General features: G+C 69.9%; 21 protein-coding genes and 1 pseudogene. 6 read left to right on the forward strand and 16 right to left on the reverse strand.

Going from position 1 to position 24665, the window contains the following annotated elements; translation table 11 throughout:
- Entirely contained in the window at window positions 1–1617 is a 1617-nt protein-coding gene (locus NBG84_RS12945) for an N-acyl-D-amino-acid deacylase family protein (protein ID WP_250919531.1), read from the forward strand.
- Here NBG84_RS12945 and NBG84_RS12950 read toward each other — a convergent pair whose 3' ends face one another.
- Window positions 1618–1818, reverse strand: coding sequence for a hypothetical protein (locus NBG84_RS12950; protein ID WP_250919532.1), 201 nt, complete (start codon window positions 1816–1818; stop codon window positions 1618–1620).
- A gap of 334 nt (window positions 1819–2152) precedes the next feature.
- Here NBG84_RS12950 and NBG84_RS12955 point away from each other — a divergent pair, with 334 nt between their 5' ends.
- Window positions 2153–2416, forward strand: coding sequence for a chaplin (locus tag NBG84_RS12955; protein WP_250919533.1), 264 nt, complete (start codon window positions 2153–2155; stop codon window positions 2414–2416).
- Window positions 2417–2471: 55 nt separating this feature from the next.
- On the opposite strand, the gene NBG84_RS12960 is transcribed toward NBG84_RS12955, so the two are convergent.
- Together NBG84_RS12960 and NBG84_RS12965 are read right to left on the reverse strand one after the other, a co-directional pair.
- Complete coding sequence (locus NBG84_RS12960; RefSeq protein ID WP_250919534.1) at window positions 2472–3341, reverse strand: tyrosinase family protein; 870 nt, start codon at window positions 3339–3341, stop codon at window positions 2472–2474.
- Window positions 3342–3361: 20 nt separating this feature from the next.
- The gene (locus tag NBG84_RS12965) at window positions 3362–3835 is read right to left on the reverse strand and encodes a tyrosinase cofactor (protein ID WP_250919535.1); all 474 of its coding nucleotides are present in this window, start codon (window positions 3833–3835) and stop codon (window positions 3362–3364) included.
- A gap of 702 nt (window positions 3836–4537) precedes the next feature.
- Between NBG84_RS12965 and NBG84_RS12970 the strand changes: the two genes are divergently transcribed.
- A complete protein-coding gene (locus NBG84_RS12970; RefSeq protein ID WP_250919536.1) occupies window positions 4538–5806 on the forward strand; it encodes a cytochrome P450 in 1269 nt (422 codons plus the stop codon).
- A 198-nt stretch (window positions 5807–6004) separates the two neighbouring features.
- Here NBG84_RS12970 and NBG84_RS12975 read toward each other — a convergent pair whose 3' ends face one another.
- Both NBG84_RS12975 and NBG84_RS12980 read right to left on the reverse strand, forming a co-directional pair.
- Window positions 6005–6508, reverse strand: coding sequence for a DUF5949 family protein (locus NBG84_RS12975; RefSeq protein WP_250919537.1), 504 nt, complete (start codon window positions 6506–6508; stop codon window positions 6005–6007).
- Between the two features lie 45 nt (window positions 6509–6553).
- The gene (locus tag NBG84_RS12980; RefSeq protein ID WP_250919538.1) at window positions 6554–7138 is read right to left on the reverse strand and encodes a DUF4352 domain-containing protein; all 585 of its coding nucleotides are present in this window, start codon (window positions 7136–7138) and stop codon (window positions 6554–6556) included.
- Window positions 7139–7665: 527 nt separating this feature from the next.
- On the opposite strand from NBG84_RS12980, the gene NBG84_RS12985 reads away from it, so the two are divergent.
- Entirely contained in the window at window positions 7666–7866 is a 201-nt protein-coding gene (locus tag NBG84_RS12985) for a hypothetical protein (protein ID WP_250919539.1), read from the forward strand.
- 87 nt (window positions 7867–7953) lie between these two features.
- Here the strand turns inward: NBG84_RS12985 and NBG84_RS12990 are convergent, their stop codons facing one another.
- Together NBG84_RS12990 and NBG84_RS12995 are read right to left on the reverse strand one after the other, a co-directional pair.
- Window positions 7954–9231, reverse strand: coding sequence for an FAD-dependent oxidoreductase (locus NBG84_RS12990; protein WP_250919540.1), 1278 nt, complete (start codon window positions 9229–9231; stop codon window positions 7954–7956).
- A gap of 72 nt (window positions 9232–9303) precedes the next feature.
- Complete coding sequence (locus tag NBG84_RS12995; protein WP_250919541.1) at window positions 9304–10776, reverse strand: carboxylate--amine ligase; 1473 nt, start codon at window positions 10774–10776, stop codon at window positions 9304–9306.
- Between the two features lie 176 nt (window positions 10777–10952).
- Between NBG84_RS12995 and NBG84_RS40605 the strand changes: the two are divergent.
- Window positions 10953–12179 (forward strand): annotated as a pseudogene (locus NBG84_RS40605) (glycoside hydrolase family 26 protein); the annotation flags it as partial.
- Window positions 12180–12886: 707 nt separating this feature from the next.
- Here the strand turns inward: NBG84_RS40605 and NBG84_RS13005 are convergent.
- From NBG84_RS13005 to NBG84_RS13045, 9 genes are all read right to left on the reverse strand, one after another.
- Window positions 12887–14038, reverse strand: a complete 1152-nt coding sequence (locus NBG84_RS13005) for a GNAT family N-acetyltransferase (RefSeq protein ID WP_250919543.1) — start codon at window positions 14036–14038, stop codon at window positions 12887–12889.
- Complete coding sequence (locus tag NBG84_RS13010) at window positions 14038–14742, reverse strand: YveK family protein (protein ID WP_250919544.1); 705 nt, start codon at window positions 14740–14742, stop codon at window positions 14038–14040. Before NBG84_RS13010 ends, NBG84_RS13005 begins: the two co-directional genes overlap by 1 nt.
- A complete protein-coding gene (locus NBG84_RS13015; RefSeq protein ID WP_250919545.1) occupies window positions 14739–15941 on the reverse strand; it encodes a glycosyltransferase in 1203 nt (400 codons plus the stop codon). The genes NBG84_RS13010 and NBG84_RS13015 overlap by 4 nt, the downstream gene beginning before the upstream one ends.
- Window positions 15942–15946: 5 nt before the next feature.
- On the reverse strand, window positions 15947–16699 hold the full coding sequence (locus NBG84_RS13020; protein ID WP_250919546.1) for a polysaccharide deacetylase family protein: 753 nt from the start codon (window positions 16697–16699) through the stop codon (window positions 15947–15949).
- Window positions 16689–18500 carry a murein biosynthesis integral membrane protein MurJ gene (gene murJ / locus NBG84_RS13025; protein ID WP_425608626.1) on the reverse strand — a complete coding sequence of 604 codons (1812 nt, stop codon included), beginning with the start codon at window positions 18498–18500 and terminating at the stop codon, window positions 16689–16691. The genes NBG84_RS13020 and murJ overlap by 11 nt, the downstream gene beginning before the upstream one ends.
- Window positions 18497–19879 (reverse strand): O-antigen ligase family protein, encoded by a 1383-nt coding sequence (locus tag NBG84_RS13030; protein WP_250919547.1) that lies wholly within the window; start codon window positions 19877–19879, stop codon window positions 18497–18499. Before NBG84_RS13030 ends, murJ begins: the two co-directional genes overlap by 4 nt.
- Before the next feature lie 2 nt (window positions 19880–19881).
- Window positions 19882–21393, reverse strand: a complete 1512-nt coding sequence (locus NBG84_RS13035) for a sugar transferase (protein WP_250919548.1) — start codon at window positions 21391–21393, stop codon at window positions 19882–19884.
- Window positions 21390–22595 carry a glycosyltransferase gene (locus NBG84_RS13040; RefSeq protein WP_250919549.1) on the reverse strand — a complete coding sequence of 402 codons (1206 nt, stop codon included), beginning with the start codon at window positions 22593–22595 and terminating at the stop codon, window positions 21390–21392. Before NBG84_RS13040 ends, NBG84_RS13035 begins: the two co-directional genes overlap by 4 nt.
- Window positions 22596–22658: 63 nt before the next feature.
- A complete protein-coding gene (locus NBG84_RS13045) occupies window positions 22659–23750 on the reverse strand; it encodes a DUF3344 domain-containing protein (RefSeq protein ID WP_250919550.1) in 1092 nt (363 codons plus the stop codon).
- Between the two features lie 608 nt (window positions 23751–24358).
- On the opposite strand from NBG84_RS13045, the gene NBG84_RS13050 reads away from it, so the two are divergent.
- Window positions 24359–24646 (forward strand): hypothetical protein, encoded by a 288-nt coding sequence (locus tag NBG84_RS13050; RefSeq protein WP_250919551.1) that lies wholly within the window; start codon window positions 24359–24361, stop codon window positions 24644–24646.
- Window positions 24647–24665 lie beyond the last annotated feature (19 nt).

The following is a 24665-nucleotide window of genomic DNA, read 5'->3' on the forward strand; positions in this document are numbered from 1 at the left end:
ATGGATCTCGTCATCCGTGACACATGTGTCATCGACGGCACGGGCGGCCCCTCCTACCGCGCCGACGTCGGGATACGAAACGGCCGGATCGCCGCGATCCGCCGGGAGGGCGACCCCGCGCTCTCCGGCACCCGAACCCTCGATGCCAGCGGACTCGCCCTGTCCCCCGGCTTCATCGACATGCACGCCCACAGCGACCTCGCGCTCCTGCGCGACCCCGCCCACGAGGCGAAGGCGGCCCAGGGCGTCACCCTGGAGGTGCTGGGTCAGGACGGGCTGTCCTACGCCCCCGTCGACGACCGCACCCTGGAGGGCGTACGCCAGGCGATCAACGGCTGGAACGGCGGCGGCCCCGGCGACGATTCGGTGGCGTTCGACTGGCGCACGGTCGGCGAGTACCTGGACCGCCTCGACCAGGGCATCGCCGTCAACGCGGCCTATCTGATCCCCCAGGGCACGGTACGGATGTACGCGGTGGGCTGGGACGACCGGCCCGCGACCGCGACCGAGCTCACCCGGATGAAGCAACTCGTCGCCGAGGGGCTTGAGCAAGGCGCGGTGGGCATGTCGTCCGGACTGACCTACACACCCGGGATGTACGCCCCCGACGCCGAACTCACCGAGCTGTGCCGGGTCCTCGCCCCCTACGACGGCTACTACTGCCCCCACCACCGCTCGTACGGGGCCGGTGCCCTCCAGGCGTACGAGGACATGGTCCAGGTCACCCGGGAAGCCGGCTGCGCCCTGCACCTCGCCCACGCCACCATGAACTTCGGGGTGAACAAGGGCAGGGCGGCCGATCTCCTCGCCCTGCTCGACCGGGCCATCGACCGTGGCGCGGACATCTCCCTCGACACCTATCCCTACACCCCCGGCTCCACCACACTGGTCGCGGTGCTGCCCAGTTGGGCGAGCGAGGGCGGCCCCGAGGCGACCCTGGCACGGTTGCGGGACGAAGCGGTGGCCGAACGCATCCGCCACCATCTGGAGGTGATCGGCTCCGACGGCTGCCACGGGGTGCCGATGGAGTGGGAGACGATCGAGATCTCCGGTGTCGTCGACCCCGAGCTCGATGCCCATATCGGTTCGACCATCGAGGAGAGCGCCCGGTCGCGGGGAGAGTCGCCCTGGACGACGGCTCGACGGCTGCTGATCGAGGACCGGCTGGGCTCCACCATCCTCCAGCACGTCGGCCATGAGGAGAACGTCCGGGCGATCATGCGCCACCGGGTGCACACCGGGGGCAGCGACGGCATCCTCCAGGGCAGCAAGCCCCACCCGCGCGCCTTTGGCACCTTCCCGCACTACCTCGGCCGGTACGCACGCGAGTTGGGCGTTCTCTCGCTGGAGGAGACCGTCGCCCATCTCACCTCCCGTCCCGCAGCCCGGCTACGGCTGCCGGACCGCGGGCTTGTGCGCGAGGGCTACCGAGCCGACCTGGTCATGTTCGACCCCGAGACGGTCGCGGCCGGCTCGACCTTCGACGCCCCGCGCGCCCTGCCCTTCGGGATTCCCCATGTGCTGATCGACGGCCGGTGGGTGATCAGGGACGGGGTGCGTACGGACGTACTGGCGGGCCGCTCGGTCCGCCGCACCCTTGGCCGCAACCAGATGTAGTCAGCCCTTGGGGAGCAGCTTCGAAGCGACGTCCTTCACCGGGGCGAGCACCCCGCCGGGCGGCGGCTTGAGGAGGTTCCGATCGACCTCCCCGGTGGACTGCGGGGTGGCGCTGGGGGCGGCGTGTGCGGTGGTGAGCGCGGGGATGGCGAGCACACAGACGACGGCGGCCACGGTGGCGGCCTGGAGATAACGGGTCATACGCTCTTCAACGCCCCGACGGGTCGGGGGTCACGACTCCGCCCGCACCTTGAGGCGCACGCCCGGGTGCGGCTGGCCCGTGATCCCGTACCGCACTCGGCGGTGGTGCGCCCGGCGCGCGGTACTCGTGGCCCCGCCGGGACAGGGCAACGGATGCCCGGTATCCCACCTGCCCCGCCCCGATACCCGCCGTCGCGCGCGCCCCGGACGTTGCTCCACTACGGCAAAGGGCGGGCACTTTGGCCGCTATCCGTTACCGCCCCAGGGTTGCGGCGTTGTAGCAGCGTGAAGGCCGCAAGTCCTGTGGTCGAGTTCTGATCTGCAAGGAGAACTGATGTCGCGTATCGCGAAGGCCGCTGCCGTCGTCGCCGGCTCGGGTGCCATCCTGGCCGGCGGTGCCGGTCTGGCTGTTGCCGACGCCGGAGCGCACGGTGCCGCTACCCACTCCCCCGGTGTGATCTCCGGCAACGCCGTCCAGGTGCCGGTCAACATCCCGGTGAACCTCTGCGGCAACACCGTGAACGTGATTGCGCTGCTGAACCCCGCGTTCGGCAACACCTGCGTGAACGCCTCCGGCGGCGGCGCCTACGGCCACTGAGCCGTATCTACCCCGAGCATCGAGGCCCCCTTCCGACGGAAGGGGGCCTCGGTCGTCATGCGTACCGGTACCAGCGTGTGTGATCCAACAGCTCGGCCGGTGTGATCTGCCAGGGCGGCAACGGCTCATCCAGCGCGAAGACCCGCCCGCTCTGCGGATCGGACGCGGGCAGCTTGGTCCGCGGCAGATAGTCCGCGTCCGGATGCGCGCTCTGCCAGCGCAGCCAGAGCAGATCCATATACGAGTGGTGCAGCCAGAACACCGGGTCGTTGGGCGAGGTCGCCCCCAGCATCAGCCCGCCCACCCACCGGTGGACGCGATTGTGGTTGCGCCAGCGCACCGGATCGTCCATGCCGCCTTCCGTCCACCCCTCGATGAGATTGCGGAAGCCGGTGCGCACGGTCGAGTCCCAGGGCTCGGCGTCATAGACCGGTGCGTCGAGAGCCGCGGCGACGTCCTCCTTGGTGGGCAGCGACACCGGGTCCGAGGGGCGGCCGAGGTTGCGGGTGAGATATCTGCCGTCCGTGACCCGGGAGTTGATCGGCCAGTTGCCCCCTGAATGGGCGAAGGGGCCGCTCATCACTTGGCGGTCACCGACCCTTCCCGTCCCGCCGAGGAAGTCGTCCGCCCACAGCGATGAGGCGGGCGAGTTGTCGACCGTCCAGTCCCAGTAGGGGATGGAGACGCCCGGGTCTACCTTCTGGAGCGCCCGCTCGAAGTCCAGCAGGAACGCACGGTGCCAGGGAAAGAACGAGGGCGTCATATGGGCTGCGCGTGGACCGTCCTCCGCATCGGGAACGTAGTACTCGCCGTGCATCCGTACGAACTCGTCATAGCGCCCGGAGCGTTTCAGCTCCAGCAGCGCGTCCACCAGCCGTCGCTTCTCCGTACGGGTCAGATTCCGCTGGTTCTTGCGGGTGTACACCGGTGCCGAACCTCCCCGGTTCAGTGGGTCTGCGGGGTGGTGTGCCCCGTGGGCGGGGTGGACGCCAGTTGGGCGGCTCCCAACTCGTCGACCGCGGCCCGAGCCACTTCGCGCAGCGTCGGGAAGGACTCGTAGTGGTTGACCAGGCTCAGATAGCTGCCGTCGGCGCGTCGCATCACATGGAGCGGGCGGCCGTCGATCCGGACTTCCACACTGGGCAGCGCAACGGCCACCGCCGGCCGGGTGCGGGGCCCCCGCACGGGCACCAGGACGGTGGCGGAGCCTTCGATGCGGCGGCCCCGGTACATCTCGGCGAACCGTTCCAGACCGGGCGGCCCGGCGACCCCCCGGCGCGGGGCGTTGGCCGGTCTTCCACGGGCGATGATCGGCGCGAGTGCGCCGGCCGTGCCCGCGACAACACCGAAGGTGAACGCGGTCCGCAGCAGTATGCGGCGGCTGAGGAAGCGGGTGGTCGTACGGTCGGGAAGTGGCATGGGTGTGCTCTTTCGACGTGGCCGTGCATCGGTCTGTCAACGAGACGAGCGGGAAAGGGTTGCTCGTCCGGGTGGCCGGTCGGGGACGAAAGCCACCTCGACCTGATCACCCGACGACGGCGCCCTGGTGGACGGGCACCCGGCGGTCCGTGCACCCCAACGGGACGGGGGCTGTGCGGGCATCCGCTGGGGAGTGCCTGGTGGGGCGCCGCGGCGCCGTACTGGACGACCAGGGCCTCGACGGCGGTCACGACCCCCTGCCGACGCCCCCGCCGCGGCACCGCGGCCGGGCGGGAGACCTTCGGGTGATCGACTTCCTGGGCAGGAGATGCCTCCCTCTCCGCCGCGATCCCCGCGCTTCGTCCGCCACCGCTCCGTCGCTGCCCCGACGGACCGCTGAACTACCGCGGTGTTGGACCGCCGCGGTGCGTCAGCCGTCCGGTAGCCAACGATCCGGCTGGTCGTCGAGGAGGGTCAGCGTTCCCCTGTCGGCGGCAACGACCGGTCGACGGTCGGAACCGGCTCAGGGCGATGAGAAGCGAGAAACGCGATGAGAGGCGATGTGGGGCGGCGAGAAACGACTCAGGACAGTCAGGCGCGGCAAACCATCATTTCCCCCGTTGTGTTGGACATTCGACGTACTGGACATCCAGCCCTCACCCAGTGGTCCGGCGGGCCGCCCTACCCCAGGAGGTGGTGACCATGAAGGTCCCGATGCAGCCGTCCCCGCTGACGCTCGCGGACGTCGATCTCGACGATCCGTCGTTCTGGCGGCTGCCGCGCCCCCAGCGACTGGAATCCTTCGCCCTGCTGCGGCAACTGGACTCCCCGATGCGCTTCGGCTCCGAGCCGGGCTTCTACGCCCTGGTGAAGCACGCCGATGTACAGGAGGCGAGTCGCGCACCGCGAAACTTCGCCAGCGCGCCGGGGGTCACCACTCCGGAGCCCGCCGCCTGGGCCAAGGCCGTCTTCGGCAACTCGATGGTCAACATGGACGGCGCCGAACACGCGTCGCTGCGCAGAATCGTCGCCCGGGCCTTCACTCCCCGGTTGCTGGCAGCCGCCGAGGCCAATGTCCGCGAGGTCGCCGGGCGGATCGTGGCGGAGATGATCCGTGATCGGCCCAAGGACTTCGTGGCCTCGGTGGCCTCACGGATGCCGTTCGAGATCATCTGCGATCTGATGGGCGTTCCGCAGGCGTACCGCGGCGAGATCGCCCGGCGGATCGATGAGGCGTCGCAGAACGTCGGGGTGAAGCGTGCGAGGCTGCGGGTGCCCGGCCGGGGGCTGAGGGCACTGGCCCATATGCAGCTGATGATGGTGCGACTGGCACGGGAGCGCCGCCGGCATCCCGCGGACGATCTCATCTCGGCGCTGGTGTGTGCGGATGTCGAAGGGCAGGCGCTGACGGCCCGGCAATTGGGCGCCTTCTTCTCTTTGTTGCTCGTCGCGGGGGTCGAGACCACCCGCAATGCGATTGCTCATGGTCTGGCATTGCTGAGTGAGCATCCCGATCAGCGTGAGCTGCTCCTTTCGGATTTCGAACGGTACGCCGACGGTGCGGTGGATGAGATCGTGCGCCATTCGACGCCCATCATCCAGTTCCGCCGTACCGTGGCGACCGCATGTGAGTTGGGCGGCCGGGAATTCAAGCCCGGCGACAAGGTGGTGCTCTTCTATGCCTCGGCCAATCGGGATGAGCGGGTGTTCGATGATCCCGATGCGTTCGATATCAGACGCCATCCGAATCCCCATTTGGGGTACGGGGGTGGCGGGCCGCACTTCTGTCTCGGGGCTCATCTGGCCCGGCAGGAGATGAAGGCGCTCTTCCATGAACTGCTCACCGTGCCGCGTGGACTACGGGCGGTGGGGGCGATGGAACTGGTGGATTCCAGTTTTGACAACCGGGTCAGGGCGTTGCCCTTCGCCTTTGAACCGGCGGAGGGACTCAGCGGCGCTCCCCTCCGGTGAGTTCACCGTTCACGGCGTCCTGGACCTTCGGGGGCCTGGCTTCGACGGCCGGTGGTTCCGCCGCGGTGGCGCCCTGCGACCCCGGGGCGCTGTCCTCCCCCGGCCTGGCCCCGGAGGGGCAGGCCCGGGGCCGGCCGGGTGTACGACTAAGGGCCGCCTCGCCGTCTTGCGCGCCCTCTGGAGACCATGCGGTGTCCGCTAGCTGCGCAGTTGGCTCACCGGGAGGAGGATGTGGCCGGCGGAGAGCAGGGTTTCCTCGTCGCCCAGGAAGGCCTGGAGGGTCTCTTCGGTGATGGGCTCGCCCGGAGTCGCGGCGGCCCAGGGCTGGGCGGCGACAATGAGGTGGACGTGCCCGCGCTGGTCGGCGGCGGCGAGCCACTCCTTCGGTGCGGGGCACTGCGCGCTCAGATACGGCATATTGAGAACCGCGTGCCCTCCCTGGATCAGCAACCTGATCGGGGAGTTGACGGACACGGCCGTCGCGTCGGTCATATCGGCCCCGCCCTTGAGCCCGACTTCCTCGATGAGAGCGCGAATGGCGCTCTCACTGGCGCCATCCGCGCCCGCCCCGTCACCCAGCGAATAGACCAGCAGATACGGCATGTCATGCCCGGCCTCGGGGTCGCCGGTCCAGGCGACTACGGAAAGGGTGCCCAACTGGGCGCGCTGGAAGGTGCTTTTGGTGGAGTTCGCAGTGGTCATGGATCGGCACCTTAGTGCCCGTTCCACCCTTGTCACGTCATACGTTCACCTGGATGGTGGAAAGTGGAGTTGCCATGCCATGGTGGTGCTACCGAGTGTGCAGTGAAGGCGCAGAATGACGGCGCTCTCGGGAACTTCGAACACAAGCCAGCCCTGGCTCTGTTCACCTGCCGCAAGCGTGTTCCATTTCAGGGGAAGTCCGGTGGTGATCCGTTCCGTTGCCACGGCCGCCGGATAGCTCTTTCCCTGGTCGTCCACGACCCAGGCCTTCGCTCGGGAAGCGTCATAGGGCTTGCCGCCGACATTGGCGAGGGTGACATCGACACCGAGTCGGCGGTTTCCCCCGGTGGGCCGTTGAGCGGCGGCCCTGGTGGCGATCGCGGGGTCGACGAATCCGAGGACCGAGACGCGCAGGTGCTCGCCGAATGCCCGTCCGTCGATATCGACCGAGTCACCGACCCAGGAGACCGCCCGGCGCCCCCTCTGGTCGGTGACGGCCCGTTCGGCCGCTGATGTTCGCCCGGTGTGTGGTGACTGGCCATCCCCGTCGTCCAGGACACTTCGACAGGCGGTGGCGGTCCCCATCACCAGCGCCGTCAGAAGCAGCGCGGAAGTGATGTGTCGTCGCATCGATCCCCTTAGGACAGGCCCGGGCAAGCCCTCGGCAGCCTTGAGTTGGCTCTGGGTGAGCCCTGGCGGAGTTCCACGGCACCCGCGGCAGCCACCGGGCGTCCTGGAACGTCTTATGAGGATCAACGAGCCATGGCCCACAGAGGAGCAGGCCGCTTTCCGTATTATTTCGGTCTTCTCACTGGAATTCCCCTACCAAGGCCCGTGTCGTGGGCTTCTGTCGCCCGGAGGGGGCACTCGATGGCGATGGGGGCGCGTATGGCCAGCGCACGCCCCAAAGCCGCGCTCTGGGGGCGCACCCCAAGTGGTGTTGCGGGCTTGGAGCGCGATCAACGGCAGGCGGAGGGCATCACGGCTCGAAATATCGTTCCTTCGATACCCCGAGGCCGGCATCGCTCAGTGACTTCCGGTGTGGGACGGCCGTTGGCCGACACATGGCGAGGACACCCGGGCCTGCCCGATGGCAGCGCGTTCAGACGCTTCACCCCCCGAGCACACTTCCGCATCCCCATCCGGACCCCCGGCCGATGGCTTCGCCCACCGGCGAGATCCCGATCTTCGAGCAGCTCTCCCAGGAGTGGGCGGCCGCGGGCCGCACCTTGCCGGGGGTACCGGATCTGGAGTGGGCCCGGCTGAGCCAGTTCCCCGTCTACCAGCGGACGGCGTCGGACCTGCGCGCCGGTTCGACGCCGCCCAGGGGCTGGTTCCAGGGCAGGCACCCGGCCTGAGCCCGCTCCGGGCCGAGCCGGGGGCAGGGGGTCCGGGGCGCCGTTGTCGGTGGCCCGGCTCCGCGGCGCCCACGGTAGGGGCGAGGATCAGCCCTCCCGTACCGCGGCCGCTTCGTCCGTCGCTCGGGCGGGCGCGGTGGGCTGTGGCACGAAGAACGCCCGTCGGCCCCGTAGCCGTCCACGGGCTGCCGCGACCAGTCGACGCGCGGTGAAGGTCGCGCCGTGCACAAAGCGCATCGACGGCCCGAAGGAGGGCGCGCTCAGCAGGCCGGCGAAGAACAGCCCCGGAGTGGAGGACTCGAACCCGGCGCTGAGGTCGGGGGCGCGTCCCGTGCCGAGGGTCGCGATGGCCTCCCGCAGGGGTGCGGCCAGAAGCGGCAGCCGATCGAGGTCGGGGGTGAATCCGGTCGCCGTGATGACATGGTCGGTCTCGATCACGGGAGCGGTTCCGTCGGGCGCGGTGAGCGTCAGCCGTACCCGTCCGTCGCACACCTCGCCGCTGTGCAGGCGGTGCCCCAACATGGCGGGCACCTGGCGCTCGTAGCGCTCCTTCAGCCACCAGGCGCCCGCGGGACCCAGCGCGGTCCGGGCAATGTGCTCACGGATGGTCGTCGGCAACCTCCGTACGGCCCAGGGCATCTCCGAGTAGGCCCAACTGGTCCAGCCGCTGCCGAGGCCACTGAGCGGGGTGCGCGCCGAGCGCAGCACTCCGCGGTCCAGGGGCAGCGGGACCGTGTTCCAGTTCAACCGTTCGGTACGGGCGATCAGACGGGGGCTCGCCCCCTGTTCGGCGAGCAGGGTGGCGGTCTCCAGAGCGGCCTGGCCGGCACCGATGACGGTGACCTGCCGGCCGTGGAAACCGGAGAGGTCGCCGTGGTCGCTGCTGTGGGAGACATGAGTGGCGGGGAGTTCGGCCAGGGGCTCCGGCACTCGGCGAAAGGGCATCACGCCCACGGCCAGGACGACCGTACTGGCCTCGATGCTCTCCCCGTCCTCGGTCCCCACCCGAAAGCCGCCGCCGGCTGAGGCCGTGGTGACCAGGGTGACCGTCCGCTCGTCGATCTCGGGAACCGCTCGGGCGGCGAACCACAGGCCGTAGTCGGTGAATGCGCCGATCGGCAGCGGACTGCCGTGTACCGCTTCAAAGCCGCGTTCCGCGCTGAAGTGGCGGAGCTCATGGCTGCCCCCGGGGTCGGAGAGGTTCGACGCCCAGGGCTCGGACTTGAGGAACATGCCGCTGGGCATGTGGTCCCGCCAGGACGCCATGGGATGGCCGAAGACGCGGATCCTCATCCCGGCAGCCGCCGCGTGGGCCGCGATGGACAACCCGTAGGGTCCGGCGCCGATCACTGCCATGTCGTACATGGTTCGTTCCTTCACAGGGAGGGGTCAGGCGGAGTCAGGAGAGAGACGGAGGCACTGCATCGAGGCTGGGGTTCAGGGGCGCACGGTGGCGGAGTCCGGTTCGCGTGGTCGAGGAGCGGAAGGTGCTACGGGGGCGTGGCCGGACCTCAGTCGCTGGATGGCCTTGGCCAGACCGCGCCCCAGCCAGGCGTGGACCATGGCGAGGAAGGGAAGCGGATCGTCGCCGGCGAACCATGCGGTCTCGACACCCGGTTGGGGAACCCGCCATGGACCGGGCCGGTGCCGGGTGCCGGCGCTGCCCCCGCGAGGAGCTGGCTCAGCGCCCCCGCTGGGGCCGAGGTCCGCGCATCGGCCCCGCTGAGACTCCCGGGCCACCATGGACTCCCCCTCCCGGTCCCGGTCAGCGGGCCGTCGGCGCTCGCCCACCGACACCAGCGCGGAGAGCAGGCAGTAGTTCTCGGCGACGAAGACCCGTCCTGGCCTGCCCACAGACTCCGGCACCTGCTGCCCGGTGAGATCGAGGTACTGCGCCCGTACGACATCCAGCCCGCCCAGGTCGGTGAAGAGGCGGAACTGGGCACCCGGCCGAGGATTGACGTCCAGCAGTTGATAGGCGCCGGTGGCACGATCACGGCGGAAGTCGAGGTCGAGGATGCCCCGGTAGCCCACATGCCGAACCAACCTCCGGGCGGCGTCCTCGACCTCGGGGTTCGACTGCCAGCGGCCCCTCGCGGTGAGCCCGGTTCGGGCGGGCCAGGACAGTTCCTTCACCCCGCTGCCGCCCACCAGACAGTGCGGCCCGACAGCATCGGCGGCGCTCTGTCGGGTGGGTGCGGCCGCGGTGGCGGTCGGGGCGTCGGCGAAGTAGCCGTGGAAGAACCAGTCGGTGCGCGGCCCGTCCGGTACATGGCGCTGCAACAAGAGCCGGCTGCCCGCGCTCTCCGCGCTCTGGTAGAGCGCCTGGGCGGCAGCGGCCGAACGCACCAGCGTGGTGCTGCGCAGCCCCGTCTGGGCGCCGAGCAGCCATGGCCTGCTCCATTTCGCCACCAGCGGCAGCCCTAGCCCCCGTACCGCTTCGGCGGCCTCATCGGCGCTCTGGGGCACCACGGTTCGCGGGTGCCCGATGCCCGCCCGCTCGCAGAGCTCCGCCAGCTCCGCCTTGTCGGCAAGCAACCCGGGAAGCCCGACGGGTTGGCTGGGCAGCAGATACCGCCCGCCCAACACGGCTGTGGACGCCGCCGTGTGAATGGCACTCAGATCGTCCATGGCGATCAGCACGGCAGGTGCGCCGATACGGTCCGAGACCCTCAGCAGCAGCTCGGTGAACTGCTGCGAGGTGAGGCGCCCAGCGGGGGCGAGATGCGCTCCTCGCAGAAAGCGCGAGCGAACCACGGGGCTGTCGGCAGCCTCCACCACGGCGTGGACCTCGACCCCCGCTCGCCCCAGCGACCGGACCGCGCCAAGGGTGCCGTGGTGAAAGGGATTACGGTCGAGGCGGAGCACCAGGGCGGGAACTCCCGCGTCAAAAGGTCGGTTCGTCGTCATTACTTTCACCTGGATGGTCCCGAATATCGCGCGGACTTGTCGCGAATGGCCTACTGATGGGCTGTCAATAAGCTCACTAGTAAGACTTTCTGCCTACGGTCTGGTACACCGCTAAATCAGCGGTGGATTCACCCTGAATGAACACACAGGGCGAACAGCCTTCCCAAGGAGGAGCCATGACCCGTCGGCGCCGTCTTACTGGCACCTATATCGGGGCGGTTGCCGTCAGTCTCCTCGTCTCAACAGGCGTATGTGGAGGCCTGACGGCAGGCGTCGCTCGCGCCGCGGAAGTAGATCCAGGGCCGACCGAAGCCGCATCGGTCGCCGTGGGCGCATATCTCAGCTACGGGGCAGTCGGTGTACAGCGAATGGAACAGCTGTCGAACTGGCTCGGCGGTACCCAACTCCGGGTAGGCCACACCTATCTGCCCGGGGACCGATGGAGCAATATCGAGGGAGCACCCGAGTTCCTGGGCGACTGGGCGCGCTGGCGGCGCGGCCTGGACAGTCGGATGCTCGTACTCAATGTGCCCATGCTGGAACGGAACGAGGAACGGGTCACGGACTGGGAGGTCGCCCGACTGCTCAGGGCCGGCGCATCGGGTCAGTTCGATCACCACTTCCGGACTCTGGCTCAACGGCTGGTCAACTTGGGTGTGCCGGACACGGTGATCGTGCTCGGCTGGGAGATGAACGGCACGACATACACCCACCGATGTGGTCCCGATCCCCGCTCTTGGCGAACGTACTGGAATCGCATTGTCACGGCGATGCGTTCCGTGCCGGGGCAGTCATTCCGCTTTGACTTCGCCCCGAACAGAGGTACGGATGCCATTGCCTGGACCGAGTGCTATCCCGGTGACGAGGTGGTGGACATCATCGGAATGGATTCGTATGACCAGGCTCCCGGAAAGACTTTCGAGGAGCAGGCGTCGGCACCTTACGGACTCTACAAGCAGGTGGAATTCGCGGCCGCCCACAACAAGCTGATCTCCTACCCGGAGTGGGGGCTGTTCCGGAACGGGGACAACCCCGACTATATGCGGGGCATGCTGGAATGGATCGCACGGCACAAGCCGCTGTACCAGACCATCACGGACTACTGCCCGCATGGCGTCTGGCAGTGCAATGACAATCCCGAATCATCAAAGGTCTACCGTTCCATGCTGTTTGGCCTGCCGGGCACGGTACCGCCGGCGCCGACCCCTCCTGTGGTCCCCACACCTCCCGTGCCCACGCCCACGGTTCCGACCCCACCGGTGATCCCCACGCCCCCGGTGCCCACCCCCTCCCTGCCGACGCTCCCTCTGCCGACGCCTACGGTTCCGGGCCCGGTAGTAACGAGCCCACCCGGGCTACCCACATCACCACCGGCCCCGTCCACACCGGCCCCGTCCACACCGGCCCCGTCCACACCGGCCCCGTCCACACCGGCCCCCACCACACCGGCCCCGAGCCTGCCGGCCCCTGTCCCCACCGCTCCCACCACTCCCACCGCTCCCACTCCATCGGTGCCAACACCTCCGGTATCCACGCCCACACCCGTCCCCACACCGCCCGGCACCGCGCCGCCCAGTCCCGCGCCGACCTCGCCGGCCCCGTCCACCCTGCCCACCGCACCGGTGGAACCGGCGCCGATCGATCCCACGGTCGTTCCCACACCCACACCCACACCCACACCCACACCCACAGATCCAACTCCGGCTCCGATCCCCACGCCGACGCCCACTCCCCCACCCACACCGCTGGAGCCCTCGCCTGTCACCCCGACCCCACCGGTCGAGCCCACCCCCGTCCCCAAGCCGACGCCTACACCGACGCCGCCTCCCAGCCCGACCCCCCTCCCCCAGCCGACGCCCCTCCCGTCCGCGCCCCTTGGGCCCGTACCGGCGCTCAACTCGAAGAAGTGGTGCGTACCGATGGACCTCGGGGACTGGGTCAGGCAGTGGGTTCCCGCCGACAGGTTCTGTGTCACGATCCCCTGGCCGACGGGTTGGCCCTTCGGCCTGAACAGCGCGGATGGCTCGGACAGCTCGGATAGCTCGGATAGCTAGAACGGTCCGACCAGCTGGCACGACCGGTCGGACTCGGATGGGCGCTCGACAACCGGCTAGCGCGAGTGGGCGGCTGCCCGCCAGTCGTTCAGCCTGGCGCGCCACTCCGGTGCGGCGGGGAACCGTGAGATCACGGCCCCCGCCGCACGTTCGCGTAGACCGGCACGGGCCGCCTGGAGCCGTAGGACCGGCTCCAGGGCCGATGGGGCCAGCAGAAGGCGCTGGTTGGCGACAGCGGTGGGACGCCAGTGGTTCTTGTAGGGCTCTTTGCCCCGCAGCAGGCTCACCACTCGACGTCCCGTGTGCGCCGCGAGATCGGCGTCATGACGGAGCAGCATCGTCGCCACATCGACCCGCTGCTCCCGAAGCGCGGGGTGCGCGCCGTAGAGATAGCCCCCCGACAGGTTCGCCGAGAGCAGGGTGACGCTGGCGGCGACCACTTCCCCGTCCTGCCGGTACTCGGTCAGCGCGGCGTTTCCCTCCCGGACCATGCGTCGGGTGGCCCGGACCAGGTGCTCGGCGAATCGTGGGCGCAGATGCTCGACGGTGACTCCTCGGCCGCGCCACTGGAGTTCATGGAGCCGCAGGAGGTGGCCGATGGCATCGGGCACCTCCTGCTCGGTCACCGGGAAGTCCTCGATCTTCAGGGAGTCGATCTTGCGCAGCTTGGCGCGCACCCGTTGGGCCCGGTTGGCTGGCAGCCGCTTGACCAGTTCGTCCATGGGCGCGGCCGGCAGTTCCAGACAGACGGAGTCCGTCAGCCGTCGCTTGGCGCCGCTCCAACTGTCGTAGAGCCGCTCGGCCGCGGCTCCGGGGCGTACCTCCCGCAGGTCGATCACCGCGTGCCGGGCCGCGCGCTTCAGGCCGCGCTCCAGGGTGGCCAGTGCGCAGCCGATGTGGTCGTCGTCGATGAGGATGTCGCCGTAGTCGGAGATCCCCCCTCCGAGCGGGACCAGCAGCGGCATCGGCCGGTGGACGAGCATCAGCGGTGCCGCGGCGATCAGTTCCCCGTCCCGGCGCACCAGGACCACGCGGAGCCGTCCGTCGGTTCCGTACGAGAGCCACCAGGAGTCCAACCAGGCATGGCTCTGGAAGGGGGTCGCGGTGGCGCAGCGGCGTTGGAGGTCATCCCACTCCGGCCGCAGTCGGGCGAAGCTCCGCGGGTCGCGGCAGAGGGTGACGGTGAGTCCCGCCCGCTCCCGCGCCATCAGACGCGCTTCCGCTGCTCGCTGGCGGCGGAGCCGGCCGGGGCGGGTACCACGGTGGTCGTGATCTGCGGGCCCGTCTGTTCACGGGTCGCGGTGTCGGCCTCGGGCCGGCGCCGGGGGCGTACCAGCAGTACGAGACCGCCGATCAGCCCGCCGGTACTGCCGCCGACCGCCCCGGCCACCAGCGGAGTGGGGGAGACGGACTGGGCCGGAGGGATGGCCTGGGAGAAGGACAGCAGCCGTACGCCGGTGCTCTTGGCGACCTGGTTGCTGCTCACGAAGAGCGCGTCGGCGACCGCGTTGGCGATGTCGGCTGCCTCACTGGGGCGGCGTGAGGTTCCGGTGATCGCGATCATCGGGGAGTCGGGTGAGGTCTCGGTCTGCACCTGCTTGCGGAGCTTCCTGGCCGGCATGCCGGCGGCGACCCGGGCGTAGGCGATGGTCGAGTCGCTGGTGGCGATGCGGCCGTACGCCTGGGCGAAGCCGAGGGCCGCGCCTGGCTGGGCGTCCTTGGTGGGTACGGCGATGGCATAGCTGGTGGCCGCGTACTGGCGCGGGACGAACACCCCGTACGCGCCTCCGGCGAGCACACCGGTCAGTACCCAGAAGGGCAGCACCCACCAGCGGGCCGGCGGGATGAGACGGGCGCGGCGCCGACTGGTCCGCGCGCGGGGGGCGGTCTCCTGCTCGGGCGAATCGGTCATGTGCGTGCTCTCTCGGTCGGGGGAGGGTAGGGGATGTTGGTGCGGTATCGGGGGGCGGAGCGGGCGAGGGTCCGGGTGTAGACGTCCATCAGAAGGTCGCCGCTGCGGGCGATGTCGTAGTGGCCCACGATGGCCGGGGGTGGTTGTCGGCGCTGCCCGGCGGCCAGTTGTCGACGCAGGGCCCCGATCAACTGATCGAGGGTGCCGTCAAGGCGCAGGGCCCCGGGGGATTGGTGGGCCGGGAGGTCGTCGATGGCGGGGCAGGGGCCGTGGAGTACGGGGAGCCCGGCGGCGAGGGCCTCGACCGCGGCAAGGCCGAAGGCCTCCTCGCGGGAGGTGGAGACAAAGACATCCAGGGCGGAGAGCACATCGGCGACGGCGGGTCGGGGTCCCCAAGTCGCTGCTGTACCGACGTGCTGTTCGGTACGGCCGTCCCCGTCGCACTCCCCCAGCAGCCGTACCCGTTCGCCGGCTCCCAGTTGTTCCGCGAGCGCGTTGAGGGCGTTGCGTTCCGGCCCGTCCCCCGCGATCAGCAGTTGGACGTCGGGCAGCGCGGCCACCGCCCGTACCAGCAGGTCAAAGCGTTTTCCCGGGACGAGCCTGCCGACCCCGCCCACCACGAACTCCGTCGGTGCGATTCCCAGTCGGGCGCGTTCGGCGAGTCGGGCCAGGGGTTCATAGCGGAACCGGGCGGCCTCGATGCCGTTGGGGACGATATGGATGCGCTCCGCCGGCACGCCCCAGGCCCGTAGTCGTCCCGCGACGGTCTCCGATACGGCGACCGTCGCCGACCCCAGCCGTTCCGTCCCCCGGTAGAGGGTGCGGGTCGAAGCGGTCAGCGGTCGGCCTTCGATCTCGGCTGCGCCCAGGGAGTGCTCGGTGGCGATGGTGGTGCGCACCCCGGCGAATCGGGCCGCGAGCCGACCGTAGACGCAGGCCCGGTAGAGATGGGTGTGGACGATGTCGTAGCGACCTCGGCGGATCAGTCGGGTGAGCCGGGGCAGCGCGGCGAGATCGCGGTTGCCGCCCATGCCGAGGTGGGTCACCTCGACCCCGTCGGAGCGCAGTCCGTCGGCGACCACTCCGGGATTGGTCAGGGTCACCACGTCGCAGCGCAGCGGCAGCCGGCGCAGCAGTAGCCGTAGTTGCTGCTCCGCACCGCCGGTGTCGAGGCCGGTGATGACATGGAGGACGCGCATCCAGGTCACATCCCCAGCCGGTGGCGCACGTGCTTGACCTTCAGTCGTACGGATCGGTCGGCCTGGCTGATGTGGGTACGGGCAAGGGCGTAGGGCCCGGCGAGGTGGGCGGGCGGTCTGATGGCGCAGGCGTAGGTGTATCCCGCCTCGCGCACAGCGCGGGCGACGCGCCCGTCGACGGTGCCGTAGGGATAGCAGAACCCTTTTGGCGCGGTCCCGGTCAGTTGTCGCAGCCATTGGCGGCTGTGCGAGGTCTCTTGGCGAAGGCGCTCATCGTCCGCGCTGGTCAGATCGATGTGGGAGAGGCCGTGGGAGGCGATCTCGGTGCCGGCCGCGCGGGCGGTGCGGATGCCGTCCTCGCTGATGAGCGGTCGGCGGGGGCCGTCCTGGTCCCAGTCGTTGCTGCCGCCGAGCCGGCCGGGCAGCACAAAGAGGGTCGCGGTGCAGCCGTGGTGGCGCAGCACCGGCAGTGCCGCTTCGGTGAAGTCGGCGTATCCGTCGTCGAAGGTCAGTCCGACGAGGCCGTGGGCGTTGTTGTCGGCATGGGCGCGGAGCAGGGTGGCGACGCTGACGCCGGTGCGTCCGTGGCGGCGCAGCCAGCGCAGTTGGAGGTCGAGTCGGTCGCGGGCGACCGTGATGCCGTACGGGTCGTCGGTCGGGTCGGCGACCGAGTGGTACATCAGGATCCAGGGCTGGGTGGTGGAGTCGGTGGCGGTGGTGTCGGCGGCGCTGTGGGCCGTCGCCGTGTCAGCGGACATGACGAATCCTCTGTCGGGTGAGTGCCAGCAGATGGACGACTTCCGGGGCCCGGACGGCAAGCCCGGTGGTGATGAAGACGGCGGGGACGACGAGGGAACCGATGGCGAGGGCGATCAGCGGGTCGGGGGTGAGGGGCGAGAGGAGCCGGCCCGCTATCGCGGCCGCCGTGGCGGCCAGGGCCAGCCGGGCGAGGGCGAGGCTGATGGAGCGGACCTGGAGGGAGATGACCCGGGTGCCGAGTCCGCGCAGCAGCAGCAGGGCGGTGGTGGTGATGCCCACGGCGTTGGCCGCCGCGATCCCGTACACACCCCAGGTGTCGACGGCGGCGGTTCCCGCGGCGACGGTGACCACCAGTCCGGCGGCCATGGCGGCGGCTGGGTACCAGGTGGGGCGCCCGGAGGAGAAGAACGGCCGCCCCAGGGCGCCGACCAGGGTGTGGCCGAGCAGTCCGGCCGCGTAGACCCGCATCACGGTCGCCGTGGTCTCGGTGTCGGCGGCGTTGAACTGGCCTCGCTGGAAGAGGACTTCGACGATCTGGGGCGCGTATCCGATGATGAGCGCGGTGCCGAGCAGAACGACGAGGCCGGCGAGGGCGAGGTCGTTCTCGACCCGGCGGCGGGCTCGTTCGCGGTCTCCTTCGGCGATGGCCTTGGCGACGACGGGGAAGGTCACCGTGCAGAACATCAGTGACAGGACCATCGGCATCTGCGCGACCTTCTGCGCGTAGTTGAGATGGGAGATCGCGCCGCCGGGGAGGGAGGAGGCGAGGAACCGTTCGACGAGGACCTGTGACTGGCGGCTGACGGCGAAGAGCACGATGGGCGCGACCACCGCGAAGCCGATGAGGGGGGTGTGCTCCCGCTGGCGGGGGATGCGGCGGCGGCGCGCCACCACCGGTCGGGGCCGGTTGATCTGGCGCAGGAAGGTGGGCAGTTGGGCGAGGACCATCAGCAGTCCGCCCACCGCGACGCCGGCTGCGGCGGCCCGTACGCCCCATGCGGTGTGCAGGACGAGGATGGTGGCGATGATGCCGGTGTTGTAGGCGACATAGACACCGGCGGGGGGCAGGAAGCGGCCGTGGGCGCGCAGGGCCGCGCTGAAGTATCCGGTGATGCCGAAGGTGAGGACGGTCAGGGCGGTGAGCCGGGTGCAGTCGACGGCGAGGTCGTGGTCGGCGAATCCGGGCGCGAGAACGCGTACGAACTGCGGGGCCAGGGCGATCAGCAGCACGGTCGCGCAGGCGAGGGCGGCGAACAGCCGCGGCAGGGTGGCGGCGACGAGGTCGCGTACGGCGTCCGGGCAGGGGTCCGGGTCGGCGAGGCGGGCCGTGGCGGCCGGGGTTGAGGCCCGCTCCCGGGAGGTGTCGGCGGCGCGGCGGGCGATGGCGTGGCTGAAGGCCGGGACGAGCAGCAGTGCCATCGCGTCCTCGATGAGGAGGGTGGCGGCCATCTCGGGAACGGTCCAGGCGATCAGGAAGGCGTCGCTGTCGGTGCTCGCCCCGTAGAACTGTGCGATGGCCTGGTCCCGGACGAGCCCCAGGAGGGCGCCGGCGATGGTGAGTGAGGCGGTGACGGCGGCGGCACGGGCCAGGAAGTTGCCGAGCCGCGGGGTGGTGTCGCCTGGGCCCACCTCCGTGGCGGTCTCTGCCGATGGGCTCTGTGCCGGCGGGCGGGAACCAGCCGCGGTCTCCATCTGCTCCGGTGGGTTTGCCCGCGCGCCGGCGGGAAGGGTCGGCACCGCCCGGGTGGCCCCTGGCCCCTCGTCCGACGTACCGGTGGGGGTTGCTTCCGGGTCGTTCACGCGGTCTTCGCCCCGTCCCGCACGGTCGGCGCCAGCGCCCACCACGCGGCCAGCCCCAGCACCACCCCGGTGAGGACCGTCGATGGCCCGCCGATGTCGGCGTACAGGAAGTCCACCATCTGCCAGAGCGTCAGGGCGACGGCGGCGAGGCCGCAGTCGCCTCCGGCCCGGCGGCGCTCGCGCGGGCCGAGCAGTCGCCGGACCGAGCCCACCAGGATCGCCGCCCAACTGCCGATGAACGCCGTCGCGCCGATGAGGCCCTGTTCGCTGAGGATCAGCAGATACATGTTGTGCGGGGAGAGCAGCGGCTGGCGTTGGAAGGCCCGGCCGGCGCCCGCGGTGTCGCTGCCCGACGACAGACCGATGGAGGCATGGCCGTCCCGGTGGGCGACAAAGCCCTTGAGACCGACCCCGGCGATGGGTTCCTGGCGCCACATGCTGGTGGCGGCGGCCCACATCGTGTACCGGTCGTTGACGGATCGGTCGGGGGCGGCGGTCACCTGGGTGATGCTGGTGAGCCGCTGGGCCACCATCTCGGAGCCGACCCCGAGCCCACCGACGAGCACCACGGACACGGCGGTCAGCGCGCCCAGTACCCGAACCGCCCGCCGTACCCCGGTGAGCGCGATCATGGCGAACGCGGCCAGCGCGGTGGCGATCCAGGCCCCTCGGCTGAAGGAGAGCGCCAGCGGCACGACCAGGGTCGCGGTCGCGGCGATCGCGGTGGGGCGCAGCCAGCGCGGTGCGCCCTCGGGGGTACGCAGGGCGAGGGCGAGGGCGGCCAGCAGTCCGTAGGCGACGACGGTGGCCATCCCCATCACGTCGGTGGGCCCGAAGGTACCGACGGCACGGATGTCCTCGCCCATGTAGGAGGCGCCGGTTCCGGTCGCGTACTGCCGCATCCCGATCGCGCCCTGGACCAGGGCGAGCAGCGCCAGGCAGCCGGTGACGACGCGGAAGTCGCGGGCATCGCGCAGCAGCAGGACGACCGCGGTCGGTACGAGGACGAAGACCTGGAGGTAGCGGATCAGACCGGTGAGGCTCGCCGTCGGATCGGCCGCGGTGACCGTGGCGATGCCGACCGCGACGGCGGGCAGTGCGAAGACCACGGCACAGGTGGCGGTCAGCGGTCGTACCCGTAGGCGCACCACTCGCAGCAGGGTGCAGAGGACCAGCGCCCCGGACGCGAGGTCCGCGGGCGCGAGCCCGCCCGCGCCCGCTTCGGCGCCGGCGGGGAGGGGCGCCGCGAGCAGCAGCACGGTCACGATCAGCGGCAGCAGCGGCCACCAGTGTCCGACCGTCCGACGGGCACCCGCGGACCGTCGCGGCGGCGGTTGGATGACGGCCGGTACGGCGGACGCGGTCCACGGCACCGTCATGCTCAGCTGCCTCCGAGCCGGAACAGGGAGGTGGCGGTGCGCGCCAGGATGCAGACGTCCTGCCAGGGCGACCAGGTCTCGATGTAGAGGTTGTCGAAGCGGGCGCGCTCCTCGATGGAGGTGTCGCCGCGCAGGCCGTGGACCTGAGCGAGGCCGGTGATGCCGACCGGCATGCGGTGGCGGTCCCGGTAGCCGGGGTGGGCGTGGCTGAACTTGGCGACGAAGTAGGGCCGTTCGGGTCGGGGGCCGACCAGGCTCATATCGCCGCGGAGCACATTCCACAGCTGGGGCAGTTCATCGAGCGAGGTGCGGCGCAGCAGATTCCCGGTGGCGCTCATCCTGCGGTCGAACGCCACGTTCCAGCGGGTGGCGGACTCCTGCTCGTCGGCCGGCCGCAGGGTGCGGAACTTCAGCAGGGTGAAGGGCCGCCCGCCCAGGCCGATGCGCTCCTGTCGAAAGAGGACACCGGGCCCGTCGGCGATGCGTACCGCGAGGGCGCAGACGGCCATCACGGGCGCGGCGAAGACCAGCACGGCCGTCGCGATCAGGGTGTCGATGGTCCGCTTGACCATCCGGGCGAGCGGCCGGTGCAGTGCGCCGCGCAGCGGCTGTACGGAGAAGCCCCAGAGGTGGTCATGGCCGGCGGCCCGCCGCCAGGTGGTGCCGATGGCCGCGCCGCCGTCGACCAGCCACAGTCCGCAGCGGTGTTCGGTGAAGAGGGCCAGCAGGGCCGCGGAATCGGGGTCCGACGCGGGCGGCTGGGTGAAGACGGCGTGCCGGACGGCGTTCTGGATGATGGCGCGGCTGACGTCCTGTGCGGTGGTGAGTACCGGCAGGGTCGCGGTGTCGGACGCGGGCGCGGGTACCGCGTGGGGCCTTGCGGTGTCGACCTGTCCGACGGGCCGCATGCCGTAGTCGGCATGGTCGTAGAGGGCGGTCGTGACCTGCTGGGTGAGGGGGGTGCGGCCGACGATGAGCACCGACTGCGGGTGGCGGACGGCCAGGGCGCGCCGCAGCCGGAAGACCAGTGCGCGACCGGCGCAGCACAGCGCGGTCTGGACGACCACGGCGAGGACGAGTTCACGCCAAGTGGCGGCGTATCGGGGGTCATACGCCGCGATCGTCTCGGCCACCGCCAGCCACAGCAGCACGGCGAGTCCGCTGATCGTGGGCGCTTCGGTCAGGGCTGAGGGGGAGAGCGCGGGTCGGTAGAGTCCCCGGCAGGCGTGGAGGGCCGGCTGGGCGCAGACGAGCAGTACCAGCAGGGGTGCGGGCCAGAGCCGGGGCGGCAGCAGGGCCACGGTGAGGGCGACCGCGAACGCGTCGGCGGTGAGCAGGGCGGCCGTGGCGCCATGGCGGCGGATGTCCCGGGCGCTCCAGGTGTCGAACCCGCCGCCGGACGCGGCCCTGCGCCGGGTGGCACCGCGCGGCGGGTGGACGGTGGTGGTCTTGATGGCCGTGGTGACGGCCATCGTGCGGGCGGTGTGGTGCGCTGGAACACTCTCCGTCGTCATCGTGTGGCGCTCTTCCTCGTCAGGGGGTGGGGCGAGCTGAGAAGGTCCTGGTAGAGGCCGGACACGGCAGCGGCGGCCGTCCGGATGTCGCAGGCTGCCCGGGTGTGGGTGCGCGCCTCGTCGCCGAGCGCGGTGCGGAGTCGTCGGTCCGAAAGCAGTGCGGTCACGGCGGTTGCGAGCGCTGCCGGGTCATCCGGCGGTACGAGGCAGTGGGCCTCATGGCCCGGCGGCAGGCTTTCCCTGGCCCCACTGACATCGCTGACCACCACGGGCTTGCCACAGGCCATGGCCTCCAGTGGGGCCAGGGCCATGCCCTCCCAGCGGGAGGGGAGTACCAGCAGGTCGGCGGCGCGCAGCCAGGGCCGGATGTCGGAGATGGCGCCGACGAAGGTGACCTTCGCCGGTGCGGACCGAACGAGGGATTCCCGGTCGGGTCCATCACCGACGAGCAGCAGCCTGGCATCGGGAACGGCGGCGGTGATCCGGGGCCATGCCGTCAGCAGGATGTCCTGCCCCTTCTGCCGGCAGAGCCGGCCCACACACAGGACCAGGGGTGCGTCGTCGGGGACTTGGCCCAGCTGGGCCACTTCGGCGCGCGCTTGCCTGCGGTCCAGGTCCGCGTCATGGGCACCGCCCCAGCCGGCGTCGGACCCGAAGTGGTCGAGGTCGACGCCGTTGCGGATCACGGTCCAGCGGGCGGCGATCCCGGCGGCCTCCCCGGCGCGGCGCTCGGTCTCACTGACGCAGAGCGTGCGGGTGCTCCAGCGGGTTCCGTACCGCTCCCAGGCCAGCGCCAGACGGGCCGAGGAGCCGGTGACGGCGTCGAAGGACCAGGCGTGTGGCTGGAAGACGGTGGGGATGCGCCCGCGGACGGCGAGCCGGGCCACCAATCCGGCCTTGGCGCTGTGGGCGTGCACCAGATCGGGGTTGAGTCGGCGAATCAGCCGTGCGGCGGTGCGGACTTCGAGGGCGAGCCGGGGACCGGGGGCGCGCACGGCGTGCCAGCGGTGGACCTCGGCGCCCACCGCCGCGGCGCGGGGGCCGAGTTCGCCACCCGTCGGGCAGGCCACGATGGCATGGAGCCCTTCCTCGGTCTGCGCCTTGACCAGATCGGTGACAACGCGTGCGACTCCCCCCTCCACCGGCTGTACCAGGTGAAGAATCGTCAGTTGGCTCGGCTCGGTCCGGCTTCGTTGCGGCACGTGCGGCTCTCTTGGTACGTGGACTGTGGATCTGGGTCGGGCGAGCAGCGCCGCGGTGGAGAGTCAGCGACGCGTGTCTGCCTGCACGAAGAGAACGCCGAGGAAGTATCCGAGGTTTTCGGCGTTGAACCGGAAATTCAAACGGCTGCCACCGGATGTCAGTGCGGGACCGATGTCGAACACATCCGAGTCATAGCCCAGGGTGTTCACATGTGCGGGTTGTCGTTTGATCGGATTACCCGGTCCGGCGATGGTGGAGTTCATGACATCAGTGGCCGGATTGGTCGAACTGGTGAGCCCGAACGTCTTTCCCTTGTCCGTCTGCACGTTCACCGCATCACCCGGTGCACCGCGATCACCGTCATAGGAGACGATTCCGACACGGCCGGTAGCGCGAGCGGGAATGCGTAGTCCGGAGAGCACGACCTCCTGGCTCTTGCGATGGTCGTCCATGGTCTCGAAGCCATCCCAGATCGACACCTGGCGCAGTGGCTCGGCACTGTTCTCATAGGCGACGACCATGGTCCAACCGCCCCAGGAACCCACCGCGGAATGCCCCATCGCCACATTGATCTGGGCCACCGTGTACAGACCCGATCCGCTCTGGCTCACCAGGGGCGTGATGTCGGCCGAGGCTTGAAAGGCATCGCTGTCGTCCGTGTCCCGATGGGCGATGCGGGTGTCGGCGAGGACTTCCTTGTACTTCCCGCCCGGCTCGGCGATCAGGATGCGACCGTTGTCCTTGGGTGGTTTCTGCTCGCCGACCCGGAGGTTTCCGCCCCAGTACAGCCGGGCGTAGGAAACCCGGGAGTTCTTGGGGAGGGCCAGGTCGGCTCGGCTTGAATTGTAGGTATTGGGGTCGTCGTCCTCGTCGATGTAGAACATCTCGAAGTCGCCGTTCGTCCCGGCTGAACCCGTTCTGACCGAGGAACAGGATGTGGTTGCGGTGGATTTGGGGGTCCGGCAGGTGATCGCCGAGTTGGCTGTGCGCACGACGCCGCCGTGTTGTACGGCCTGGTACCGCTGAGTGAAAGGAATTCTTGACGATTCCTCAGCGACCGGAGCACCGGCGGCCGGCAGTGGACTTGCCGAGAACGCCAACACCAACAGCGCACCCAGGAAGCCCCGCGCGGCGAAGCCCATCGATGTCGACATGACTAGCCCTCCATGCTTGGTCAACAATGACAAAAGCAGGAGTACTTTGTCATAGGAGCTAGATAGAAATCGCGTCAGACGCGCTTATACCGCCAACTGGAGGTTTTTCGATCCGTCGGTGCCAGGACCGGCTACTCAGAGAGCTGAATGATAGTCGGGGAGCCCTTGGATCCAGGCGGGAAAATAGCCCTTCGAGTGATCTACCACAACTCTTCGGGGCATCGCTCGTTACGCAACTTCTGCACCCCTGGAAATCGATCAGAACGCCGGCAGGCGATCAGGTGAACCCGGCGACAGGAGGGACGGACGAAAACGCTGATCGCCCACCCGTGATGGGCAGCCCGAACCCTTTGGCCTTCTCCGCAAGCCCTACCGAAAGCAGAGCGGTTCACCCTCGTACGCCGTCAACTCCGCGCTACCGGGGAATCTCCGGTCCATGCCACCGGACATCGATTCGGCAGGTCACCGCACAAGCGGGAGATCCGACGGAACGCTGAAATCATGAGCCGCTGATACGAGAATCTCCGTGGGGGTTTCTCCCACGTCCGGATCTCGTTACCCATGTCGACGGCGGCGACGGCCGTCGCCGGAGAAAGGGATGCGAAGAGATGAAGTACACGAGGGTTGCCGCGATCATCGCCGGTTCGGTGGCTGCGCTCGGCGCGGCGTCTCCCGCGATGGCGTCCACGTCAGGCATGCCCACGAGCCTGAACGGTGGCATCGCCCACGCGGTGAGCGAGACGCCGCTGTTGAACGGTGGCAGCGGGGATGCGGTGAAGGATGTCGCCGACACCGCGACCGGTCTGAACAACATCAAGGGCGACGCCCCCGAGCACGTCCTGCGCACGGCGGGCGAGTTGACCCCGCTGCTCGGTGGGGTCGAACTGGGCGGCTGACGGGTGGGCCCCCGGGCCC

The organism is Streptomyces albipurpureus (genome assembly GCF_023701525.1).
Lineage (GTDB): Bacteria > Actinomycetota > Actinomycetes > Streptomycetales > Streptomycetaceae > Streptomyces > Streptomyces albipurpureus.